The 21,947-nt window shown below is 61.4% G+C and carries 24 protein-coding genes and 1 pseudogene; 23 read left to right on the plus strand and 2 right to left on the minus strand.

Annotated features, from left to right (window positions below):
* Window positions 1-10: 10 nt before the first annotated feature.
* The 16 genes from rpsN to bfr all read left to right on the plus strand — a co-directional run bounded on the left by rpsN (window position 11) and on the right by bfr (window position 9,646).
* Window positions 11-316: a 30S ribosomal protein S14 gene (gene rpsN / locus WCE05_RS13185; RefSeq protein ID WP_225788813.1), complete on the plus strand. Its 306-nt coding sequence runs from the start codon at window positions 11-13 to the stop codon at window positions 314-316.
* 209 nt (window positions 317-525) lie between these two features.
* Window positions 526-918, plus strand: coding sequence for a 30S ribosomal protein S8 (gene rpsH, locus WCE05_RS13190; protein WP_225788812.1), 393 nt, complete (start codon window positions 526-528; stop codon window positions 916-918).
* 12 nt (window positions 919-930) lie between these two features.
* Complete coding sequence (rplF, locus tag WCE05_RS13195) at window positions 931-1,464, plus strand: 50S ribosomal protein L6 (protein WP_225788811.1); 534 nt, start codon at window positions 931-933, stop codon at window positions 1,462-1,464.
* Between the two features lie 10 nt (window positions 1,465-1,474).
* Window positions 1,475-1,825 carry a 50S ribosomal protein L18 gene (gene rplR, locus WCE05_RS13200; RefSeq protein ID WP_225788810.1) on the plus strand — a complete coding sequence of 117 codons (351 nt, stop codon included), beginning with the start codon at window positions 1,475-1,477 and terminating at the stop codon, window positions 1,823-1,825.
* A gap of 3 nt (window positions 1,826-1,828) precedes the next feature.
* Window positions 1,829-2,329, plus strand: a complete 501-nt coding sequence (rpsE, locus tag WCE05_RS13205; protein WP_023382626.1) for a 30S ribosomal protein S5 — start codon at window positions 1,829-1,831, stop codon at window positions 2,327-2,329.
* Window positions 2,330-2,331: 2 nt separating this feature from the next.
* Window positions 2,332-2,508 (plus strand): 50S ribosomal protein L30, encoded by a 177-nt coding sequence (rpmD, locus tag WCE05_RS13210; RefSeq protein WP_009397493.1) that lies wholly within the window; start codon window positions 2,332-2,334, stop codon window positions 2,506-2,508.
* A gap of 3 nt (window positions 2,509-2,511) precedes the next feature.
* Window positions 2,512-2,946 carry a 50S ribosomal protein L15 gene (rplO, locus tag WCE05_RS13215; RefSeq protein WP_003257107.1) on the plus strand — a complete coding sequence of 145 codons (435 nt, stop codon included), beginning with the start codon at window positions 2,512-2,514 and terminating at the stop codon, window positions 2,944-2,946.
* Complete coding sequence (gene secY / locus WCE05_RS13220) at window positions 2,947-4,278, plus strand: preprotein translocase subunit SecY (RefSeq protein WP_225788809.1); 1,332 nt, start codon at window positions 2,947-2,949, stop codon at window positions 4,276-4,278.
* Between the two features lie 28 nt (window positions 4,279-4,306).
* Entirely contained in the window at window positions 4,307-4,423 is a 117-nt protein-coding gene (rpmJ, locus tag WCE05_RS13225; RefSeq protein WP_011531897.1) for a 50S ribosomal protein L36, read from the plus strand.
* Window positions 4,424-4,554: 131 nt separating this feature from the next.
* Window positions 4,555-4,911 carry a 30S ribosomal protein S13 gene (rpsM, locus tag WCE05_RS13230; protein ID WP_003255457.1) on the plus strand — a complete coding sequence of 119 codons (357 nt, stop codon included), beginning with the start codon at window positions 4,555-4,557 and terminating at the stop codon, window positions 4,909-4,911.
* 18 nt (window positions 4,912-4,929) lie between these two features.
* Window positions 4,930-5,319, plus strand: coding sequence for a 30S ribosomal protein S11 (gene rpsK / locus WCE05_RS13235; protein WP_003255454.1), 390 nt, complete (start codon window positions 4,930-4,932; stop codon window positions 5,317-5,319).
* A 15-nt stretch (window positions 5,320-5,334) separates the two neighbouring features.
* Complete coding sequence (rpsD, locus tag WCE05_RS13240) at window positions 5,335-5,955, plus strand: 30S ribosomal protein S4 (protein WP_084857327.1); 621 nt, start codon at window positions 5,335-5,337, stop codon at window positions 5,953-5,955.
* A gap of 22 nt (window positions 5,956-5,977) precedes the next feature.
* Window positions 5,978-6,979, plus strand: a complete 1,002-nt coding sequence (rpoA, locus tag WCE05_RS13245) for a DNA-directed RNA polymerase subunit alpha (RefSeq protein ID WP_003255452.1) — start codon at window positions 5,978-5,980, stop codon at window positions 6,977-6,979.
* A gap of 42 nt (window positions 6,980-7,021) precedes the next feature.
* The gene (gene rplQ / locus WCE05_RS13250; protein ID WP_043210290.1) at window positions 7,022-7,408 is read left to right on the plus strand and encodes a 50S ribosomal protein L17; all 387 of its coding nucleotides are present in this window, start codon (window positions 7,022-7,024) and stop codon (window positions 7,406-7,408) included.
* Window positions 7,409-7,579: 171 nt separating this feature from the next.
* Window positions 7,580-9,019 (plus strand): catalase, encoded by a 1,440-nt coding sequence (locus WCE05_RS13255; RefSeq protein WP_368816038.1) that lies wholly within the window; start codon window positions 7,580-7,582, stop codon window positions 9,017-9,019.
* 162 nt (window positions 9,020-9,181) lie between these two features.
* A complete protein-coding gene (gene bfr, locus WCE05_RS13260) occupies window positions 9,182-9,646 on the plus strand; it encodes a bacterioferritin (protein ID WP_225788807.1) in 465 nt (154 codons plus the stop codon).
* Between the two features lie 129 nt (window positions 9,647-9,775).
* On the opposite strand, the gene uvrA is transcribed toward bfr, so the two are convergent.
* On the minus strand, window positions 9,776-12,610 hold the full coding sequence (gene uvrA / locus WCE05_RS13265; RefSeq protein WP_368816039.1) for an excinuclease ABC subunit UvrA: 2,835 nt from the start codon (window positions 12,608-12,610) through the stop codon (window positions 9,776-9,778).
* 129 nt (window positions 12,611-12,739) lie between these two features.
* Between uvrA and WCE05_RS13270 the strand changes: the two genes are divergently transcribed.
* The 3 genes and pseudogenes from WCE05_RS13270 to WCE05_RS13280 all read left to right on the plus strand — a co-directional run.
* Window positions 12,740-14,134 (plus strand): MFS transporter, encoded by a 1,395-nt coding sequence (locus tag WCE05_RS13270; protein ID WP_225788805.1) that lies wholly within the window; start codon window positions 12,740-12,742, stop codon window positions 14,132-14,134.
* A 9-nt stretch (window positions 14,135-14,143) separates the two neighbouring features.
* Entirely contained in the window at window positions 14,144-14,686 is a 543-nt protein-coding gene (locus tag WCE05_RS13275; RefSeq protein WP_225788804.1) for a single-stranded DNA-binding protein, read from the plus strand.
* Between the two features lie 427 nt (window positions 14,687-15,113).
* Window positions 15,114-15,318 (plus strand): annotated as a pseudogene (locus WCE05_RS13280) (hypothetical protein); the annotation flags it as partial.
* Window positions 15,319-15,508: 190 nt separating this feature from the next.
* On the opposite strand, the gene WCE05_RS13285 reads toward WCE05_RS13280, so the two are convergent.
* Complete coding sequence (locus WCE05_RS13285) at window positions 15,509-16,012, minus strand: heme-binding protein (RefSeq protein WP_225788803.1); 504 nt, start codon at window positions 16,010-16,012, stop codon at window positions 15,509-15,511.
* Between the two features lie 245 nt (window positions 16,013-16,257).
* On the opposite strand from WCE05_RS13285, the gene fdnG reads away from it, so the two are divergent.
* From fdnG to fdhE, 4 genes are read left to right on the plus strand one after another with little or no spacing between them, the layout of a single operon-like run.
* Window positions 16,258-19,326, plus strand: a complete 3,069-nt coding sequence (fdnG, locus tag WCE05_RS13290; RefSeq protein WP_253091369.1) for a formate dehydrogenase-N subunit alpha — start codon at window positions 16,258-16,260, stop codon at window positions 19,324-19,326.
* Window positions 19,326-20,276 (plus strand): formate dehydrogenase subunit beta, encoded by a 951-nt coding sequence (fdxH, locus tag WCE05_RS13295; RefSeq protein ID WP_225788801.1) that lies wholly within the window; start codon window positions 19,326-19,328, stop codon window positions 20,274-20,276. Before fdnG ends, fdxH begins: the two co-directional genes overlap by 1 nt.
* Window positions 20,273-20,929, plus strand: coding sequence for a formate dehydrogenase subunit gamma (locus tag WCE05_RS13300; RefSeq protein ID WP_253079908.1), 657 nt, complete (start codon window positions 20,273-20,275; stop codon window positions 20,927-20,929). The genes fdxH and WCE05_RS13300 overlap by 4 nt, the downstream gene beginning before the upstream one ends.
* A gap of 4 nt (window positions 20,930-20,933) precedes the next feature.
* Window positions 20,934-21,860 (plus strand): formate dehydrogenase accessory protein FdhE, encoded by a 927-nt coding sequence (gene fdhE, locus WCE05_RS13305; RefSeq protein ID WP_368816040.1) that lies wholly within the window; start codon window positions 20,934-20,936, stop codon window positions 21,858-21,860.
* The last annotated feature ends 87 nt before the right edge of the window (window positions 21,861-21,947 follow it).

Genomic DNA, 21,947 nt, shown 5'->3' on the forward strand with positions numbered 1-21,947 from the left:
GAGTAGGAAAATGGCCAAGAAGAGCATGAAAAACCGCGAGCTGAAGCGTCAGCTCACGGTAGCCAAGTACGCCAAGAAGCGTGCCGAGCTGAAAGCGATCATCGTCAACCAGGACGTCTCCCCTGAGGAGCGTTTCGCCGCCGTAGTCGCCCTGCAGAAGCAGCCGCGTGACGCCAGCGCCTCGCGCCTGCGCAACCGCTGCCGCCTGACCGGTCGTCCGCACGGTGTCTACCGTAAGTTCGGCCTGGGCCGTAACATGCTGCGCCAGGCTGCAATGCGCGGTGATGTTCCAGGTCTGGTCAAGGCCAGCTGGTAATCGCGGTTGGTGTGATCCCGGCGCAAGGGGAGCAATCTTCCGACCGCCGGTGACCTCGCAACGAAACAAGCCCCTATATGGGGCTTGTTTCGTTTCTGTCTTGTGTCTAGAATGACCGGCTCACCTGAGCCCGGGTTTTTTGCCCTGCCTGCTCGGGTGGTTGTGATAGCCGCAAGGCTAATATTTCTTGTATCAGGAGCATCTAGCCCATGAGTATGCAGGACCCGTTAGCGGACATGCTAACTCGCATCCGTAATGCCCAGATGGCTGAAAAGTCCGTCGTAAGCATGCCTTCCTCGAACCTGAAGGTAGCGGTAGCCAAAGTTCTGAAAGACGAAGGTTACATCGCTGGCTACCAGGTCAGCAGCGAAGTCAAACCCTCCCTGTCGATCGAGCTGAAGTACTTCGAAGGCCGTCCGGTCATCGAGGAACTGAAGCGCGCCAGCCGTCCAGGCCTGCGCCAGTACAAGTCCGTTGCAGACCTGCCGAAAGTTCGTGGCGGCCTGGGCGTGTCCATCGTCTCCACCAACAAGGGTGTGATGACTGATCGTGCTGCGCGTGCTGCCGGTGTTGGCGGCGAAGTTCTCTGCACAGTGTTCTAAGGGGGGATAAGCATGTCTCGCGTCGCTAAGAACCCCGTTAAGCTGCCAGCAGGCGTCGAAATCAAATTCGCCGGCCAGCAGCTTTCGGTGAAGGGTGCCAAGGGCACTCTCGAACTGAACGTTCACTCGTCTGTTGAAGTTATCGAAGAGTCTGGCGAACTGCGTTTCGCTGCTCGCAATGGTGACCAGCAAGCTCGCGCCATGGCCGGTACCACCCGTGCCCTGGTCAACAACATGGTCCAGGGCGTAAGCCAAGGCTTCGAGCGCAAGCTCCAGCTGGTCGGTGTTGGTTACAAGGCGCAGGCCAAGGGCAATGTCCTGAACCTGGCTCTGGGCTTCTCGCACCCCGTGGACTACGAACTGCCAGCCGGCATCACCGCTGAAACCCCCAGCCAGACCGACATCCTGATCAAGGGTATCGACAAGCAGCTGGTTGGTCAGGTGGCCGCTGAAATCCGCGACTTCCGTCCGCCAGAGCCTTACAAAGGCAAGGGTGTGCGTTACGCGGACGAAGTAGTCCGTCGTAAAGAAGCCAAGAAGAAGTAGGGCCTAGCAAATGACCGACAAAAAAGTTACTCGACTGCGTCGCGCTCGCAAAGCACGCCTGAAGATGCACGAACTCGAAGTCGTGCGTCTGTGCGTGTTCCGCTCCTCGCAGCACATCTACGCCCAGGTCATTTCGGCCGACGGCAGCAAGGTTCTGGCAAGCGCCTCTACCTTGGACAAAGAACTGCGTGATGGCGCCACCGGCAACATCGACGCGGCCACTAAGGTTGGCAAGCTGGTAGCTGAGCGCGCGAAAGCCGCCGGCATCTCTCAAGTTGCTTTCGACCGTTCTGGCTTCAAGTACCACGGCCGCGTCAAGGCGCTGGCCGATGCTGCTCGTGAAGGCGGGCTGGAGTTCTAAGTTATGGCAAATAACGACCAAAAGCGCGACGAAGGCTACATCGAGAAGCTGGTTCAAGTTAACCGCGTTGCAAAAACCGTCAAAGGCGGCCGTATCTTCACCTTCACCGCGTTGACCGTGGTAGGTGATGGCAAGGGCCGTGTCGGCTTCGGCCGTGGCAAGTCGCGCGAAGTACCTGCCGCGATCCAGAAAGCCATGGAAGCTGCCCGTCGCAACATGATCCAGGTCGACCTGAAGGGCACCACCCTGCAGTACGCCACCAAGGCCGCCCATGGCGCCTCGAAGGTCTACATGCAGCCTGCCTCCGAAGGTACCGGTATCATCGCCGGCGGCGCAATGCGTGCTGTCCTGGAAGTTGCTGGCGTCCAGAACGTCCTGGCCAAGTGCTACGGTTCGACCAACCCAGTGAACGTGGTCTATGCCACCTTCAAGGGTCTGAAAGCCATGCAATCTCCTGAGTCCATTGCTGCCAAGCGCGGCAAGAGCGTTGAGGAGATCATCTGATCATGGCAACCGTAAAAGTAACGCTGATCAAAAGCACCGCCGGCCGCCTGCCCAACCACAAGCTGTGCGTTAAGGGCCTGGGTCTGCGCCGCATCGGTCACACTGTAGAAGTCCAGGATACTCCCGAGAACCGCGGGATGATCAACAAGGCTTACTACATGCTGCGCGTCGAGGGTTAATCGATGAAACTCAATGATCTGAGTCCAGCGCCGGGTTCCCGTCGCGAGAAGCATCGTCCGGGTCGTGGTATCGGTAGCGGTTTGGGCAAGACCGGTGGCCGCGGCCACAAGGGTCAGACCTCCCGTTCCGGTGGTTCGATCGCTCCGGGCTTCGAAGGCGGTCAACAGCCGCTGCACCGTCGCCTGCCGAAGTTCGGCTTCGTTTCCCTGAAAGCCATGGACCGCGCCGAAGTGCGTCTGTCCGAGCTGGCCAAGGTGGAAGGCGACGTGATTTCCGTGCAATCCCTGAAGGATGCCAACGTGATCGGCCAGAACGTACAGCGTGTGAAAATCATGCTGTCGGGCGAAGTCACTCGTGCAGTCACCATCAAGGGTATCGCAGCCACCAAGGGTGCGCGTGCGGCTATCGAAGCAGCTGGCGGCAAGTTCGAGGAATAAATGGCTAAGCAAGGTGCTCTCTCTTCGCTCGGTAAGGGCGGGATGTCGGAACTCTGGGCTCGTCTGCGCTTCCTGTTCATGGCGATCATCGTCTATCGGATAGGTGCGCATATCCCGGTGCCCGGCATCAACCCGGACCGTCTGGCGGATCTGTTTCGACAGAATGAGGGGACCATTCTTAGCTTGTTCAACATGTTTTCCGGTGGCGCGCTGGAGCGCATGAGCATTTTCGCACTGGGGATCATGCCGTACATCTCGGCGTCGATCATCATGCAGCTCATGACCGCGGTCAGCCCGCAACTGGAGCAGTTGAAGAAGGAAGGTGAAGCTGGCCGTCGCAAGATCAGCCAGTACACCCGCTACGGCACCGTTATCCTGGCGCTGGTCCAGGCCATTGGCATGTCCATTGGCCTGGCCAACCAGGGCGTGGCGTTTTCTGCGGGCCTGGGCTTCCATGTGGTCGCCGTCTCCACGTTCGTGGCGGGCGCGATGTTCATGATGTGGCTGGGCGAGCAGATCACCGAGCGCGGTGTGGGCAACGGTATCTCGATGTTGATCTTCGCGGGTATCGTTGCCGGTCTTCCGAGAGCAATCGGGCAGTCTTTCGAGTCTGCACGCACAGGCGATATCAACATTTTCGCCCTGGTCGCTATCGGTTTGCTGGCAGTAGCGATTATCGGCTTCGTGGTGTTCATCGAGCGTGGTCAGCGTCGTATCGCCGTTCACTACGCCAAGCGTCAGCAGGGCCGCAAGGTCTTCGCTGCGCAGACCAGCCACTTGCCGCTCAAGGTGAACATGGCAGGGGTCATCCCGGCCATTTTCGCCAGCAGCATTCTGCTGTTTCCGGCTTCGCTGGGTGCCTGGTTCGGTCAGTCCGAAGGTATGGGCTGGCTGCAGGACATCTCGCAGTCGATCGCTCCTGGTCAGCCGTTGAACATTCTGCTGTTTAGTGCAGGGATCATTTTCTTCTGCTTCTTCTACACGGCGCTGATGTTCAATCCGAAAGACGTAGCGGAAAACCTGAAGAAGTCCGGTGCCTTTATTCCGGGTATCCGTCCTGGTGAGCAGTCGGCGCGCTACATTGATGGCGTTCTGACCCGTCTGACCATGTTCGGTGCTCTTTACATGACGGCCGTGTGCCTCCTGCCCCAGTTCCTGGTGGTGGCGGCAAACGTTCCGTTCTACCTTGGCGGGACCTCGTTGCTGATTGTGGTAGTGGTTGTGATGGACTTCATGTCCCAAGTACAATCGCACCTCGTTTCGCACCAGTACGAATCCCTGATGAAGAAAGCTAACCTGAAAGGCTACGGCGGCAGCGGTCTGCTGCGCTGATAGGCCCCTAAGGTTCGAGGAGTCGGTAATGAAAGTTCGTGCATCGGTGAAAAAGCTGTGCCGTAACTGCAAGATTATTCGCCGCGAAGGTATCGTGCGAGTGATTTGCAGCGCGGAACCGCGTCACAAGCAGCGCCAAGGCTGAGTGTGATTCGCGCTTCAAACCCAGCAGCTAGTGCGCTGCTGGGTTGATTATTCGTTTCTACAGCGATATTATCTCGCGCCCTATTTCTTGGCTTCCGGGGCGTAGGTAGCTGTCAATTGGAGTCCCACTGAATGGCCCGTATTGCAGGCGTCAACATTCCAGATAACAAGCACACTGTTATCTCGCTGACCTACATCTATGGTGTCGGTCGCACCACTGCGCAGAAGATCTGTGCAGACGCTGGGGTCAACCCAGCCGCTAAGATCAAGGATCTGAGCGACGAGCAAATCGAAACCCTGCGTGGCGAAGTCGCGAAGTTCACCACCGAAGGTGACCTGCGTCGTGACATCAACATGAAGATCAAGCGCTTGATGGACCTGGGTTGCTACCGCGGCCTGCGTCATCGTAAAGGTCTGCCGGTTCGCGGTCAGCGCACCAAGACCAACGCACGCACCCGTAAGGGCCCGCGTAAGCCGATCCGCAAGTAATCGCCCAGGAATATAGACATGGCAAAACCTGCTGCTCGTCCTCGTAAGAAAGTCAAAAAGACAGTGGTTGATGGCATCGCCCACATCCATGCGTCTTTCAACAACACCATCGTGACCATCACCGACCGTCAGGGCAACGCACTGTCCTGGGCGACCTCCGGTGGTTCGGGTTTCCGTGGTTCGCGCAAATCCACCCCGTTCGCAGCCCAGATCGCTGCCGAGCGCGCTGGTCAAGCTGCGCTGGAATACGGCCTGAAGAACCTCGACGTCAACGTCAAGGGCCCAGGTCCAGGTCGTGAGTCCGCTGTTCGTGCTCTGAACAGCTGCGGCTACAAGATCGCCAGCATCACCGACGTGACGCCAATCCCGCACAACGGGTGCCGTCCGCCGAAGAAGCGTCGCGTGTAATCAGGAGACAGATAAATGGCACGTTACATTGGTCCAAAATGCAAACTGTCTCGTCGTGAAGGCACCGATCTGTTCCTGAAGAGCGGCGTTCGCGCTCTGGAATCGAAGTGCAACATCGAAGCAGCCCCGGGTATCCACGGTCAGCGCCGTGGCCGTCAGTCCGACTACGGCACCCAGCTGCGCGAGAAACAGAAAGTCCGTCGTATCTACGGTGTTCTGGAACGTCAGTTCCGCGGTTACTACCAGCTGGCAGCCTCGAAGAAAGGCGCTACCGGTGAGAACCTGCTGCAACTGCTCGAATGCCGTCTGGACAACGTCGTTTACCGCATGGGCTTCGGTTCGACTCGTTCCGAATCCCGTCAGCTGGTTTCGCACAAGGCAATCAGCGTTAACGGCAAGACCGTAAACATTCCATCCTACCAAGTTCGTCCGGGTGACGTGGTCGCGGTTCGCGAGAAGTCGCAGAACCAGCTGCGCATTGTTCAAGCCCTTGAACTGTGCGCCCAGCGTGGCCGCGTTGAGTGGGTTGACGTGGATGCTGCCAAGAAGTCGGGCGTTTTCAAGAACGTTCCTGCTCGCAGCGACCTGTCCGCCGACATCAACGAAAACCTGATTGTCGAGCTCTACTCCAAGTAAGGGCTAGAAAATAGGTGCATCCATGCAGATTTCGGTAAATGAGTTCCTGACGCCCCGCCACATCGATGTGCAGGTCGTCAGTCCAACCCGCGCCAAGATCACGCTCGAGCCTCTCGAGCGTGGTTTCGGCCATACCCTGGGCAACGCGCTGCGCCGCATCCTGTTGTCCTCCATGCCTGGCTGTGCAGTAGTCGAGGCCGAGATCGATGGCGTACTCCACGAGTACTCCGCGATCGAAGGTGTACAGGAAGACGTCATTGAAATCCTGTTGAACCTCAAAGGCCTGGCTATCAAGCTGCACGGTCGTGACGAAGTTACGCTGACCTTGTCGAAAAAGGGTTCGGGGGTGGTTACCGCTGCCGATATTCAGCTGGATCACGATGTCGAGATCGTCAACCCCGATCACGTAATCGCGAACCTGGCGTCCAACGGCGCCCTGAACATGAAGCTCACCGTAGCTCGTGGTCGTGGTTACGAGCCGGCCGACTCGCGTCAGACCGACGAAGACGAAAGCCGCAGCATTGGCCGCTTGCAGCTGGACGCCTCGTTCAGCCCGGTGCGTCGTATCGCCTACGTGGTCGAGAACGCCCGTGTTGAACAGCGTACCAACCTGGACAAGCTGGTCATCGATCTGGAAACCAACGGCACCCTGGACCCTGAAGAGGCTATCCGCCGCGCCGCGACCATCCTGCAGCAGCAGCTGGCCGCGTTCGTCGACCTCAAGGGTGACAGCGAGCCTGTCGTAGTCGAGCAGGAAGACGAGATCGATCCGATCCTGCTGCGTCCGGTTGACGATCTGGAACTGACCGTACGTTCGGCCAACTGCCTGAAGGCGGAGAACATCTACTACATCGGCGACCTGATTCAGCGTACCGAAGTAGAACTGTTGAAAACTCCGAACCTGGGCAAGAAGTCCCTGACCGAAATCAAGGACGTCCTGGCCTCTCGTGGTCTGTCTCTCGGCATGCGCCTCGACAACTGGCCGCCTGCAAGTCTTAAGAAAGACGACAAGGCGACTGCCTGATCGTCGTAATCACCGAACGTAGTGTTTGGTAAGGAATGAATCATGCGTCATCGTAAAAGTGGACGTCACCTGAGCCGTACCAGCTCTCACCGCAAGGCCATGTTCCAGAACATGGCAGTGTCGCTGATCGAGCACGAGCTGATCAAAACCACCCTGCCGAAAGCCAAGGAACTGCGCCGCGTTGCCGAGCCGCTGATCACCCTGGCCAAGGAAGACAGCGTCGCCAACCGTCGTCTGGCTTTCGACCGTACCCGTTCGAAAGCTGCCGTTGGCAAGCTGTTCAACGACCTGGGCAAGCGTTACGCCACTCGTCAGGGCGGCTACCTGCGCATCCTGAAGTGCGGTTTCCGCGCTGGCGACAACGCGCCTATGGCGTACGTCGAGCTGGTTGATCGTCCGGTCGGTGGTGCTGTAGAAGCTGCCGAGTAAGACGTCTGTCTGCTGCAAGAAGCCGGGCCTCGTGCCCGGTTTTTTGTGCGCGTATGAATTGTTATTTTCTATCGAAGCGAATGGATCAATGAATTAGTTCTTGTAATACAGCTCGCGGATACTTATCACCAAGCCGATTAGCCGGCAGTTCAAGACCGATAAGGAGAGCCCATGAGCAAGATTCTCACCACCGCCAGCGGTGCACCTGTAGCCGACAACCAGAATTCCCGTTCGGCAGGCCGACGCGGCCCGCTGCTGCTCGATGACATTCACCTGATCGAGAAGCTCGCCCACTTCAACCGTGAGAACATCCCCGAGCGCCGTGTGCACGCCAAAGGGTCGGGCGCCTATGGCACCTTCACCGTCACGCGTGACATCACCCGCTACACCAGCGCCAAGCTGTTCGAGCAGGTCGGCAAGCAGACCGAAACCTTCCTGCGTTTCTCTACCGTCGGTGGTGAGCGTGGCTCGGCCGACACCGAGCGGGATCCACGCGGTTTCGCGGTCAAGTTCTATACCGAGGAAGGCAACTGGGACATCGTCGGCAACAATACGCCAGTGTTCTTCATCCGTGACCCGCTGAAGTTCCCGGACTTCATCCACACGCAGAAGCGCCATCCGCAGACCAACCTGAAGAATGCCCAGATGATGTGGGACTTCTGGTCGCATTCGCCCGAAGCGCTGCACCAGGTCACCATCCTCTTCTCCGACCGGGGCATCCCGGATGGCTACCGCCACATGCACGGCTTCGGTAGCCACACCTATAGCCTGATCAGCGCCACCGGCGAGCGCACCTGGGTCAAGTGGCACTTCAAGACCCAGCAGGGCATCAAGAACCTGGCACCGGCCGAGGCAGCGCGCCTGGCGGGCAGCGACCCGGACTACGCCCAGCGTGACCTGTTCGAGGCCATCGAGCGTGGTGACTACCCGCGCTGGACCGTCTGCATCCAGGTAATGAGCGAAGAGGAAGCCGCCAACCGCCAGGAAAACCCCTTCGACGTGACCAAGACCTGGTCGCAGAAGGACTACCCGCTGATCGAGGTCGGCGTGCTGGAGCTGAATCGTAACCCGCTCAACTACTTCGCCGAAGTCGAGCAGGCCGCCTTCGGCCCAAGCAACATGGTGCCGGGTGTCGGTCTCTCGCCGGACCGCATGCTGCAAGGCCGGGTGTTCGCCTATGCTGACGCCCACCGCTACCGTATCGGTACCAACCATCAGCAGCTGCCGGTCAATGCCCCGCGTTGCCCAGTGCACAGCTACCAGCGTGACGGTTCGATGGCCCTGGGCAGCTACGGCAGCGCGCCGAACTACGAGCCCAACAGCTATGGCGATGCGCCGAAGCAGTCGCCTCGTCACGCGGAGCCTGCATTGGCCCTGCAAGGTGTGGCCGATCGCTACGATCACCGCGAGGACGACGACTACTACAGCCATGCCGGGGCGTTGTTCCGCCTGATGGATGCCGAACAGAAGGCATTGCTCATCAACAACATCGCCGGTGCGATGGCAGGCGTCAGCGAGGATGTGGTGCAGCGTCAACTGCAGCATTTCTTCAAGGCCGACCCGGCCTACGGCGAGGGTATCGCCAAAGCGTTGGGCGTGAATTTCGCCTAACTCGAAGTGATAAGGAGAACCGCCCTCATTTGGGCGGTTTTTCAATGAATATCACTACTGTTTGCCGGTTTTTTTGCATGTTATTGCGCACTTTTCAGTGACCTTCGGCCAATCCTGGTTCACACTATGTGCTAATAAGGTTCCACTAGGAGAAGCAGGGCGATGCAAGGTCACCCGGACGTAATCGACTACCTCAACACGTTGCTGACGGGCGAACTGGCAGCACGCGACCAGTATTTCATTCACTCGCGGATGTACGAAGACTGGGGCCTGACCAAGCTCTATGAGCGCATCAACCACGAGATGGAAGAAGAGACGCAACACGCCGACGCCTTGATGCGCCGCATCCTGATGCTCGAGGGCACGCCACGCATGCGCCCGGACGACCTGGACGTGGGCACCACCGTGCCGGACATGATCGCTGCCGACCTGCGCCTGGAGTACAAGGTGCGTGCTGCGCTGTGCAAGGGCATCGAGTTGTGCGAGCTGCACAAGGACTACATCAGCCGCGACATCCTGCGCGCGCAACTGGCCGATACCGAGGAAGACCACACCTACTGGCTGGAAAAGCAGCAGGGCCTGATCAAGTCCATCGGCCTGGAGAACTACCTGCAGTCGCAGATGTAAGCCCGGCTGGGATTCCGAGCAGCCTTCCGACCAAGGCCGCTCCCACGAGTATCGCGCCCTCATGATGGGGTGCGCGTTACTCGTGGGAGCGGCCTTGTCGCGAGAGGAGCGCGAAGGCGCCCCTAGGGATCAGGCCCGATCCCGCTCCAGCAGCGGTTTCAGATAGTGCCCTGTATGGGACTGTTTCATCTTGGCCAGCTCTTCGGGCGTACCGCAGGCGATGATCTGGCCGCCTTTCGAACCGCCTTCCGGCCCCAAGTCCACCAGCCAGTCGGCGGTCTTGATCACGTCCAGGTTGTGTTCGATCACCACCACGGTGTTGCCGTGGTCGCGCAGGCGGTGCAGCACGTCCAGCAACTGCTGGATATCGGCGAAGTGCAGGCCGGTGGTCGGCTCGTCGAGAATGTACAGAGTCTTGCCCGTGTCACGCTTGGACAACTCGCGCGACAACTTGACCCGCTGCGCCTCGCCGCCTGAGAGCGTCGTGGCCGACTGCCCCAGCTTGATGTAGGAAAGCCCCACGTCCATCAGCGTTTGCAGCTTGCGCGCCAGGGCCGGTACCGCATCGAAGAAGGCGCGGGCGTCCTCGATGGTCATTTCCAGGACCTCGTGGATATTCTTGCCCTTGTACTTGATCTCCAGGGTCTCGCGGTTGTAGCGCTTGCTCTTGCACACATCGCACGGTACGTAGATGTCCGGCAGGAAGTGCATCTCCACCTTGATCAGGCCATCGCCCTGGCAGGCCTCGCAGCGGCCACCCTTGACGTTGAACGAGAAACGCCCCGGGCCGTAGCCGCGGGCACGGGACTCCGGCACGCCGGCGAACAGCTCGCGGATCGGGGTGAAGATGCCGGTGTAGGTCGCCGGGTTGGAACGTGGCGTGCGGCCGATCGGGCTCTGGTCGATGTCGACCACCTTGTCGAGGTGCTGCAGCCCGTCCAGGCTGTTGTGCGGTGCCGCCTCCAGGCTGGTGGCGCCATTGAGCGCGGTGGCTGCCAAGGGGAACAGGGTATTGTTGATCAGCGTCGACTTGCCCGAGCCGGAAACCCCGGTGACGCAGGTCAGCAGGCCGATCGGGATTTCCAGGTCGACGTTCTGCAGGTTGTTGCCACGCGCGCCCTTGAGTTTCAGCGACAGCTTCTTGTTGCGTGGTGTGCGTTTGGCCGGGACGACGATCTTCTTGCGCCCGGACAGGTACTTGCCGGTGAGGGAGTCGGGGTGCGCCATGACTTCCTCGGGCGAGCCTTCGGCAACGATCCGCCCACCATGCACACCCGCGCCCGGGCCGATGTCCACCACGTAGTCGGCCAGGCGGATGGCGTCCTCGTCATGCTCCACCACGATCACCGTGTTGCCCAGGTCGCGCAGGTGGTTGAGGGTTGCCAGCAAGCGGTCGTTGTCGCGCTGGTGCAGGCCGATGGACGGTTCGTCGAGGATGTACATCACGCCCACCAGGCCAGCGCCGATCTGGCTGGCCAGGCGGATGCGCTGGGCCTCGCCGCCGGACAGGGTCTCGGCGCTGCGGTCCAGGGTCAGGTAGTCGAGGCCGACGTTGACCAGGAACTGCAGACGCTCGCAGATTTCCTTGAGGATCTTCGCCGCGATCTCGCCGCGCCGGCCGGTCAGGCTCAAGCTGTCGAAATAGTCGCTGGCCTCGCCGATCGGCAGGTTGGTGACCGCCGGCAGGGTCTTCTCGCCCACCCACACATGACGCGCTTCACGACGCAGGCGGGTGCCGCGGCAGTCCGGGCAGGGCTGTGTGCCGAGGTACTTGGCCAGCTCCTCGCGCACGGTGGCCGACTCGGTTTCCCGATAGCGTCGCTCCAGGTTCGGCACGATGCCTTCGAACGGGTGCGAGCGCTTGACGATGTCGCCACGGTCGTTGAGGTACTTGAAGTCGACGCTCTGCTTGCCGCTGCCGTGCAGGATGACCTTCTGGTGCTCGGCCGACAGCTCGCCGAAGGGCTCTTCGAGGCTGAAGCCATAGTGCGCGGCCAAGGAGCCGAGCATCTGGAAGTAATAGACGTTGCGCCGGTCCCATCCGCGGATGGCACCCTCGGCCAGGGTCAGTTCATTGTTGACCAGGCGTTTGGTGTCGAAGAACTGCTTGACCCCCAGGCCGTCGCAGGTCGGGCAGGCGCCGGCCGGGTTATTGAAGGAGAACAGCTTCGGCTCCAGTTCGCTGATCGCATGGCCGCACACGGGGCAGGCGAAGCGCGCGGAGAAGATCATCTCTTCGCCTGCTTCGTCGTCCATCGGCGCTACCAAGGCGATGCCGTCCGCCAGCTTGAGCGCCGTCTCGAACGACTCGGCCAGGCGTTGCTGCAAGTCTTCGCGGACCTTGAAGCGGTCCACCACCACATCGATGCTGTGCTTTTTCTGCTTGTCCAGCTTGGGCAGCTCGTCGAGCTCGTAGAGCTTGCCATTGACCCGGGCGCGGACGAACCCCTGCGCACGCAGCTCGTCGAACACCGCCAGGTGCTCGCCCTTGCGCTCGCGCACCACCGGTGCCAGCAGCATCAACTTGCTGCCCTCGGGCTTTTCCAGCACCAGGTCGACCATCTGGCTGATCGTTTGCGCCTCCAACGGAATGTCGTGGTCCGGGCAGCGCGGCGTGCCGACCCGTGCATAGAGCAGGCGCAGGTAGTCGTAGATCTCGGTGATGGTGCCGACCGTCGAGCGCGGGTTGTGCGAAGTCGACTTCTGCTCGATGGAGATGGCCGGCGACAATCCTTCGATGGTGTCGACATCGGGCTTTTCCATCATCGACAGGAACTGCCGGGCGTAGGCCGACAGCGACTCGACGTAACGGCGCTGGCCTTCGGCGTACAGGGTGTCGAAGGCCAGGGACGACTTGCCGGATCCGGACAGGCCGGTGATCACGATCAGCTTGTCACGCGGCAGGGTCAGGTCGATGTTCTTCAGGTTGTGGGTACGTGCCCCACGGATCAGGATCTTGTCCACTAAGGCCTCGCTCGGCGGGCATAAACAAGGAAGTATAAGGCGCGCGGCCAGTACGCGGCAAAGCGTCGCGCAGATGCCGTCAAGCCGTCGGACTGATAGAATCGCCGCCGGTTCACACGAGGTTAATCCATGCACGACACTCACAACGAACGCATGAGTGGCAGCGAAACCCGCGCCGCAGGCGGCCTGGCCCTGGTCTTTGCCTTTCGTATGCTGGGCATGTTCATGGTCTTGCCGGTGCTGGCGACCTACGGCATGGACCTGGCTGGCGCGACGCCCGCGCTGATCGGCCTGGCCATCGGTGCCTACGGGCTGACCCAGGCCGTGCTGCAGATACCGTTCGGGGTGATTTCCGACCGCATCGGTCGCCGCCCGGTGATCTACCTGGGGCTGGTGATCTTCGCCCTGGGCAGTGTGCTGGCAGCCCAGGCCGACTCGATCTGGGGTGTGATCGCCGGGCGTATTATGCAAGGTGCCGGGGCCATTTCCGCGGCGGTGATGGCACTGCTTTCCGACCTCACCCGCGAGCAGCACCGGACCAAGGCCATGGCCATGATCGGCATGAGCATCGGCCTGTCGTTCGCCGTGGCCATGGTCGCCGGCCCATTGCTGACACGTGCCTTCGGCCTGTCAGGATTGTTCCTCGTCACCGCCGGGCTCGCTCTGGTCGGCATCGGCCTGATCGCCTTCGTCGTACCCCATGCCCATGGTGCCTTGCAGCACCGGGAGTCGGGGGTAGCGCGCCAGGCACTGGGCCCGACACTGCGTCATCCGGACCTGTTGCGCCTGAACGTGGGCATTTTTGTCCTCCATGCCATCCTCATGGCCAGCTTCGTCGCGCTGCCCCTGGCGTTCGTCGAGCGCGGAGGCCTGCCCAAGGAGCAGCACTGGTGGGTCTACCTGACCGCTTTGCTCGTCTCATTTTTTGCAATGGTCCCGTTCATTATCTACGGCGAAAAAAAGCGCAAGATGAAACGCGTGTTGCTTGGCGCGGTCAGTGTATTGCTGGTGGTCGAGCTGTTCTTCTGGCAATGGGCTGACAACTTGCGCGGACTGGTGATTGGCACCGTGGTATTCTTTACTGCCTTCAACCTGCTGGAGGCATCCTTGCCTTCGCTGGTCAGCAAGGTGTCGCCCGCCGGCGGCAAGGGGACGGCCATGGGGGTCTATTCCACCAGCCAGTTCCTTGGTGCTGCCCTGGGAGGAATCATCGGTGGCTGGTTGTTCCAGCACGGTGGCCTGGGCATGGTGTTCCTCGGTTGTGCAGGCCTGTGTGCCGTGTGGCTGGTCACTGCGTTGCGCATGAACGAGCCGCCCTACGTGACCAGCCTGCGCATGTCGCTGACGCCAGAGGCGGTCCGGGAAGCCGGGCTGACCGAACGCCTGATGGCCGTGCCGGGTGTGACCGACGCCGTGGTGGTGGCGGAAGAAGCCGCCATCTACATCAAACTGGATACGAAAATTTTGGACCGTGCGACCCTGGAGCGTCTGGTGAATCCGGCCTCTTCGGCGTGCGAAGCCTAGGAGAACGTTATGGCCCGTGGGGTTAACAAAGTCATTCTGGTCGGCACCTGTGGCCAGGATCCCGAAGTCCGCTACCTGCCCAACGGTAACGCCGTGACCAACCTGAGCCTGGCCACCAGCGAGCAGTGGACCGACAAGCAAACCGGCCAGAAGGTCGAGCGCACCGAGTGGCACCGCGTGGCCATGTTTGGCAAGGTCGCGGAAATTGCCGGTGAGTACCTGCGCAAAGGCTCGCAGGTGTACATCGAGGGCAAGCTGCAGACCCGCGAATGGGAAAAGGACGGCATCAAGCGCTACACCACCGAGATCATCGTCGACATGCAGGGCACCATGCAGCTGCTCGGCGGCCGCCCGCAGAACCAGCAGCAGGGTGGCGATCCGTACAACCAGGGTGGTGGCAACTACAATCAGGGCGGCCAGCAGCAGTACAACCAAGCGCCACGCCAGCAGGCCCCGCGCCCGCAGCAGGCGCCACAACGTCCTGCGCCGCAGCAGCCGGCTCCGCAGCCTGCCGCTGACTTCGACAGCTTCGATGACGATATTCCGTTCTAGAGAGCACCTTAGCGAAAACTGTAAAGTTTTCCTTGGAGAGCCCCGCACTTGCGGGGTTTTCTTCGTTTTGGGTATGTAAAAAATAACGTGCTCAGATCTATTCGCATTGCAAAGAGTTGCTTGAGTCTTCGGCAAATGTATTTCGACTCAAAGAACGCTTTCTTGAAAGCCCGCAAGGGCTTATTCGCATCGTGGTACCCCGCTCATGTCATCAACTGGTTTCCGAGCTTCTCGAACGTTATCCTGGTGTTAGTTCTCAACTCATTGCGAATGAAGAGGGCTGTACTTCATTGCTGAAAACATCGATATCGGTATAAGAGTTACCGATACCCCGTCTTTAGGGATTTTTCGATCAAGTCAGTACAGACTGTCCGGCCTGTACTGAAAGAGCCCTCCGTTCAACTGCCTCCAGCAAGCCCTCCATTCCATGAGTCAGATGAGCTTTTCCGATTTCGAGTACGCCGGTAAGCGCAAGCAAAACCGCCGCAAGCGTTTCCTGGCCGAGATGGAGCAAGTCGTGCGGTGGAGCAGATTGGTTGCGTTGATCGAGCCGTATTACCCAAAGGCAGGTGGCGGCGGGAATTCTGGAGACCATCAACGACTACCAGCGAGACAAGGACCTGTCGTTGCGCTAGGGCACGATTGTCGATGCCGCGATCATTGACGCGCCCATAACGCCAGTCATTGCCGGTTGCTGAGTGGCTTGTTCGGAGTTTTCCTATTACCGGCAAGCCGGTTCTCATGATGACAACCTCCCAGCAGCGCTGCCCCGCATGGACTTCATGAGGGAAGGCTTGCTGGTACGGGGCTCCATACTCCGTCTCAACCTTCGCTATCGAGCGCGGCCTGGGCAAACTGCGTATCCAGTTCTGGTGTTGCGCCGCTGATCCCGATGCCACCAACATGCTCGCCGTTTGCGTCCATGATCGGCAACCCGCCCTCCAGTAAGGTGAATCCCGGCAGTGATGCATATGGGCTCGCCGGCAGCGCGGCGCTGCGTTCTGCGAGTGACCTGGAAGATAAAGGGAAGCGGGCAGACGTCGATGCCTTGAGCTGGGCGACCTTGATGCTGCCACTGCTGGTACCGTCCATGCGGTGGAAGTGCTTGAGGTTGCCATGGTTGTCGACGATGCTGATGACGATGGCGAAGCCTTCGGCGCGGGCAGCGCGCTCAGCGGCCTTGGCCATGCTGCGGGCGCGTTCTGCGGTAATGGGGGAAGGTTGTCCTGCGCGGGTTCGATCGACTGGTTGTGGATCGGCCACGGCGGGCATCGCCAGCAGTGAAGCGCCTATCATGAGCCCAGCCAGTGTGCATATTTTGTTCATATTTATCGTCCATGGAGGTTTGGGACAACCTTTCAGGAGATTTATGCGTAAGGATGTAGTCTCTTTCCTTGATGGATGTAGGGCTTATCGGTGAATGCGGCAAGGCGCATTCGTGATCCAGGTCAGCGCACTTTCCTGATTCTTGACTAATCTTAACGATTGGCGGCCATCAGTTTGCCGCCACCGTGATTGTCCTAGAGGCACCGGCAACGTCCCGGGGCCCAGAACCTGATCAGGAGTGCACGATGGACCTCAACCGTCGGCAGTTCTTCAAGGTCGCCGCCGTCGGCCTTGGAGGCTCGAGCCTCGCGGCGTTGGGCATGGCCCCGACACCCGCGTTCGCCGAGCAGGTGCGTCACTTCAAGCTGGCCCACACCAAAGAAACCCGCAATACCTGCCCCTACTGCTCGGTCGGCTGCGGCCTGATCCTGTACAGCCAGGGGGACGCGGGCAAGAACGTCAAGCAGAACATCATCCACATCGAGGGCGACGCGGACCACCCGGTCAACCGCGGCACCCTGTGCCCGAAGGGCGCCGGCCTGCTGGACTTCATCCACAGCCCCAACCGCCTGCAGTACCCCCAGGTACGCAAGGCGGGCAGCAAGGAGTGGACCCGGGTCAGCTGGGACGAGGCGCTCGACCGCGTCGCCGAGCTGATGAAACAGGACCGCGACGCCAATTTCATCGAGAAGAACGACCAGGGCCAAACGGTCAACCGCTGGCTCTCCACCGGTTTTCTCGCCGCATCCGCCGCCTCCAGCGAAGCCGGCTATCTGACCCACAAGGTCATCCGTTCGCTGGGCATGCTGGGGTTCGATAACCAAGCGCGTGTCTGACACGGCCCGACGGTGGCAAGTCTTGCCCCGACGTATGGCCGTGGTGCCATGACCAACCACTGGTCCGATATCGCCAACGCGAATCTGGTCCTGGTGATGGGTGGCAACGCAGCAGAAGCGCACCCTTGCGGCTTCAAGTGGGTGACCGAGGCCAAGGCGCACAACAAGGCGCGGCTGATCGTGGTCGACCCGCGGTTTACCCGTACCGCTTCGGTAGCGGACTACTACGCGCCGATCCGTACCGGTACCGACATCGCCTTCATGGGCGGGTTGATCAACTACCTGCTGAGCAACGACAAGATCCAGCACGAGTACGTGCGCAACTACACCGACGTGTCGTTCATCGTCAAAGAGAACTATGGCTTCGAGGATGGGCTGTTCAGCGGCTATGACGCGGACAAGCGCATCTATGCCGACAAGTCCGGCTGGGGCTACGAGCTCGGTGAGGATGGCTACGCCAAGGTCGATCCGACCTTGCAGCACCCGCGTTGCGTGTACCAGCTGATGAAGCAGCACTACAGCCGCTACACGCCGGAACTGGCGAGCATGACCTGCGGCATGCCCCAGGACCAGATGATGAAGATCTGGGAAGAGATCGCCACCTGCTCGCAACCGGGCAAGACCATGACGATCCTCTATGCCCTGGGCTGGACGCAGCATTCGATCGGTGCGCAGATCATCCGCAGCGCGGCCATGGTCCAGCTGCTGTTGGGCAACGTCGGCATGCCGGGTGGCGGGGTCAACGCCCTACGTGGTCACTCCAACATCCAGGGCCTGACCGACCTGGGGCTGCTGTCCAACTCGCTGCCGGGCTACCTGACCCTGGCCGGCGATGCCGAGCAGGACTACGCCGCGTTCATCGACAAACGTGCATCGAAGCCGTTGCGCCCGGGCCAGCTGTCGTACTGGCAGAACTACGGCAAGTTCCACGTCAGCCTGATGAAGGCCTGGTATGGCGACAACGCCACTGCCGAGAACAACTGGGGCTACGACTGGCTGCCCAAGCTCGACGTACCGGCCTACGACGTGCTGCGCATGTTCGAGATGATGGGCCAGGGCAAGGTCAACGGCTACATGTGCCAAGGCTTCAACCCGATCGCCGCGCTGCCGGACAAGAACCGCGTCACTGCGGCGCTGGGCAAGCTCAAGTGGCTGGTCATCATGGACCCGCTGGCTACCGAGACCTCGGAGTTCTGGCGCAACGCAGGCCCGTACAACGATGTCGACACGGCCAACATCCAGACCGAGGTGATCCGCCTGCCCACCACCTGCTTCGCCGAGGAGGACGGCTCGCTGGTCAACAGCAGCCGCTGGCTGCAGTGGCACTGGAAAGGCGCCGACGGCCCGGGCGAGGCCCGTACCGACGTGCACATCATGAGCGAGCTGTTTCTGCGCCTGCGCGCGCGCTACACGGCCGAGGGCGGCGCCTATCCCGACCCGCTGCTCAACATCAGCTGGCCGTACAAGGTCCCCGAGGAGCCTTCGCCTGAGGAGTTGGCCAAGGAGATGAACGGCTGGGCGGTGACCGACCAGGCCGACGCCACCGGCGCCGTGATCAAGGGCGGCCAGCAGTTGGCCAGTTTCGCCCAGCTCAAGGACGACGGCAGCACCGCGGCGGGCTGCTGGATCTTCACCGGCTGCTGGACCGAGCAGGGCAACCAGATGGCCCGGCGCGACAACAGCGACCCGTACGGCATGCACCAGGTGCAGAACTGGGCCTGGGCCTGGCCGGCTAACCGGCGGATCCTCTACAACCGCGCTTCCAGCGACCCCCAAGGCAAGCCTTGGGACCCGGAGAAGAAGCGCCTGGTGTGGTGGAACGGCAAGGCCTGGACCGGTACCGACGTGCCGGACTACAAGGTCGACTCGCCACCTGAAGCGGGGATGAACCCGTTCATCATGAACCCCGAGGGCGTCGCGCGTTTCTTCGCCATCGACAAGATGGCCGAGGGGCCGTTCCCCGAACACTACGAGCCGTTCGAGACGCCGATCGGCATCAACCCGCTGCACCCGCAGAACAAGAAGGCGACCAGCAACCCGGCCGGCCGCATCTTCGACTCGGTGTGGGACACCCTGGGCAATCACCAGGAATTCCCCTACGCGGCGACCACCTACCGGCTGACCGAGCACTTCCACTTCTGGACCAAGCACTGCCCGATCAATGCCGTCTTGCAACCCGAGCAGTTCGTCGAGATCGGCGAGGTGCTGGCCAACGAGAAAGGCATCAAGGCCGGCGACCGCGTGCGTGTCACCTGCAAGCGTGGGCATATCGAGGCGGTGGCGGTGGTGACCAAGCGGATCCGTCCGCTGCAGGTCAACAACCAGACCGTGCACCAGATCGGCATCCCGCTGCACTGGGGCTTCACCGGGACGACCCGGCATGGCTACTTGACCAACACCTTGGTGCCGTTCCTCGGTGATGGCAACACCCAGACGCCGGAGTCCAAGTCGTTCCTCGTCAACGTGGAGAAAATCTGATGGCCCAGCAAGATATCATCGCCCGCTCGGCCACCACGACCGTACCGCCCTCGGTACGCCAGCAGCAGGAAGTGGCCAAGCTGATCGACACCACCAAGTGCATCGGTTGCAAGGCCTGCCAGGTGGCGTGCTCGGAGTGGAACGAACTGCGTGACGAGGTCGGCCACAACCATGGCACCTACGACAACCCCCAGGACCTCACCGCCGAAACCTGGACCCTGATGCGCTTCACCGAGCACGAGCGCGACGATGGCAACCTGGAGTGGCTGATCCGCAAGGATGGCTGCATGCACTGCGCCGACCCTGGCTGCCTGAAGGCCTGCCCGAGCCCGGGCGCGATCATCAAGCACGTCAACGGCATCGTCGACTTCAACCAGGACCACTGCATCGGTTGCGGCTACTGCATCACCGGCTGCCCGTTCAACATCCCGCGGATCTCGCAGAAGGACCACAAGGCCTACAAGTGCAGCCTGTGTTCTGACCGCGTGGCCGTGGGCCTGGAGCCGGCCTGCGTGAAGACCTGCCCGACCGGGGCGATCGTCTTCGGCAGCAAGCAGGACATGAAGGATCATGCCGCCGAGCGCATCACTGATCTCAAGTCCCGTGGCTACGACAATGCCGGGCTGTACGACCCGGACGGCGTCGGCGGCACCCATGTGATGTACGTGTTGCACCACGCCGATACGCCCAGGATCTATGCCGGCCTGCCGGACCAGCCGGTGATCAGCCCGCTGGTCGGGCTGTGGAAAGGCATCAGCAAGCCACTGGCGCTGCTGGCCATGGGCGCGGCGGTGCTGGCCGGGTTCTTCCACTATGTGCGGGTCGGGCCGCAGCGGGTCGAGGAGGACGAACACCCGCTGCCCGCCGACGACAGCGTGCACCAGGTGGACCCGTCGGTCCATGTCTATGATCCGACCAAGCCCGGCGGGCAAGGGGAGCAGCGGCCATGAACGACAACAAACCGATCCTGCGCTACAACGCCAACGAACGGACCAACCACTGGATCGTCGCGATCCTGTTCGTCCTGGCCGGGCTGTCGGGGCTGGCGCTGTTCCACCCGGCCTTGTTCTGGCTCAGCCACCTGTTCGGCGGCGGGCCCTGGACGCGTATCCTGCACCCATTCCTGGGCGTGGCGATGTTCGTGTTCTTCCTCGGCCTGGTGCTGCGCTTCTGGCGTGCCAACTTCATCACCGCCAACGACCGTCAGTGGCTGCGCCGCATCGACCGGGTGATGCGCAACCAGGAGGAGGGCGTGCCGCCGATCGGCAAGTACAACGCCGGGCAGAAGCTGCTGTTCTGGACCCTGCTGTTGTGCATGCTGGTGCTGCTGGTCAGTGGCGTGGTGATCTGGCGTGCCTATTTCAGCCACTACTTCGATATCGGCGCCATTCGCCTGGCCACCTTGCTGCATGCGCTGGCGGCCTTCGTGCTGATCCTCAGCATCATCGTGCACATCTACGCCGGCATCTGGATCAAGGGCTCGGTCGGCGCCATGCTGCATGGCTGGGTCAGTCGAGCCTGGGCGCGCAAGCACCATGAACTGTGGTACCGGGACGTGACCGGCGACAAGACGCCCCACGGCCCGGGTAGCAAAGAAGGATGACCGCTTGAGCACATTACTCGAACCCGGGCAGATTGAAGCGGCGGCGAGCGCGCCGCCGTTCCTCCACCTGCCACCTGCCACGCTTTTCGACGTGCGCGCCGCGCGCCTGGAACAACTGGCCGAAGGGCATGTCCTGGGCGATTACCTACGGTTGGTCGCCCGGTTGTGCCGGATCCAGCAGCAGTTGCTGGCGCAGCCACCGAGTGAGCTGCCGGTGGCCGAGGAGCGTCAACGCCTGTGCCTGAGCCACGGCCTGCCGCCCCTGGCTGCCGACAGCCTGGTGCGTGAAGGGCCGTGGCTGGCCTGGTTGCAGGCACTGCTCGAACGTTTCGACGACGCACCCACCGGGCCGCCTGGCCAGGCACTGGAGCAACTGCGTCAGAGCGACGAAAGCCAGCGCAAAGGCTGGGGTATCGCCTTGCTCGGCGGCCAGTACGATGCCGTGCCGGCAGCCCTGGTGCCGTTCATCGGCGCAGCCCTGCAGGCGGCCTGGAGCCATTGGCTGCTGAGCTTGCCCGGGCCTGAGCTCAAGCCCACGGGCAGCCTGGCCCAGTGCCCGGCCTGTGGCGCTCCGGCGATGGCCGGGGTGGTGCGCAACCGCGGCCGGCACAACGGCCTGCGCTACCTGGCTTGCTCGCTGTGTGCCTGCGAATGGCATGTGGTGCGGGTCAAGTGCGTGTACTGCGAGTCGAGCAAGGACCTGCGCTACACCAACCTGCAGGACGATCGCCACGCCGCCGGCAAGGCGCCGCTGAGGGCCGAGTGTTGCCCCGGCTGCGACAGCTATCTCAAGCAGTGCTACCTGGAAAACGACAGCGCGGCGGAGCCGCTGGCCGACGACCTCGCCAGCCTGGCCCTGGACATGCGCCTGGACGAGGAGGGCTTCCATCGGCTGGCGCCGAACCTGATGCTCGCACCGGGAGGTGGCTGAGGCACTACACTGGAACAGCGAACGGCCCATACGCGCCAAACCGCGTATGGGCCAGAACAGACAACGGACCCGTTTGAGCAAGGTAGT

The sequence above is a fragment of the Pseudomonas sp. I2 genome (assembly GCF_040984075.1).
Taxonomy (GTDB): Bacteria; Pseudomonadota; Gammaproteobacteria; order Pseudomonadales; family Pseudomonadaceae; genus Aquipseudomonas; species Aquipseudomonas guariconensis_B.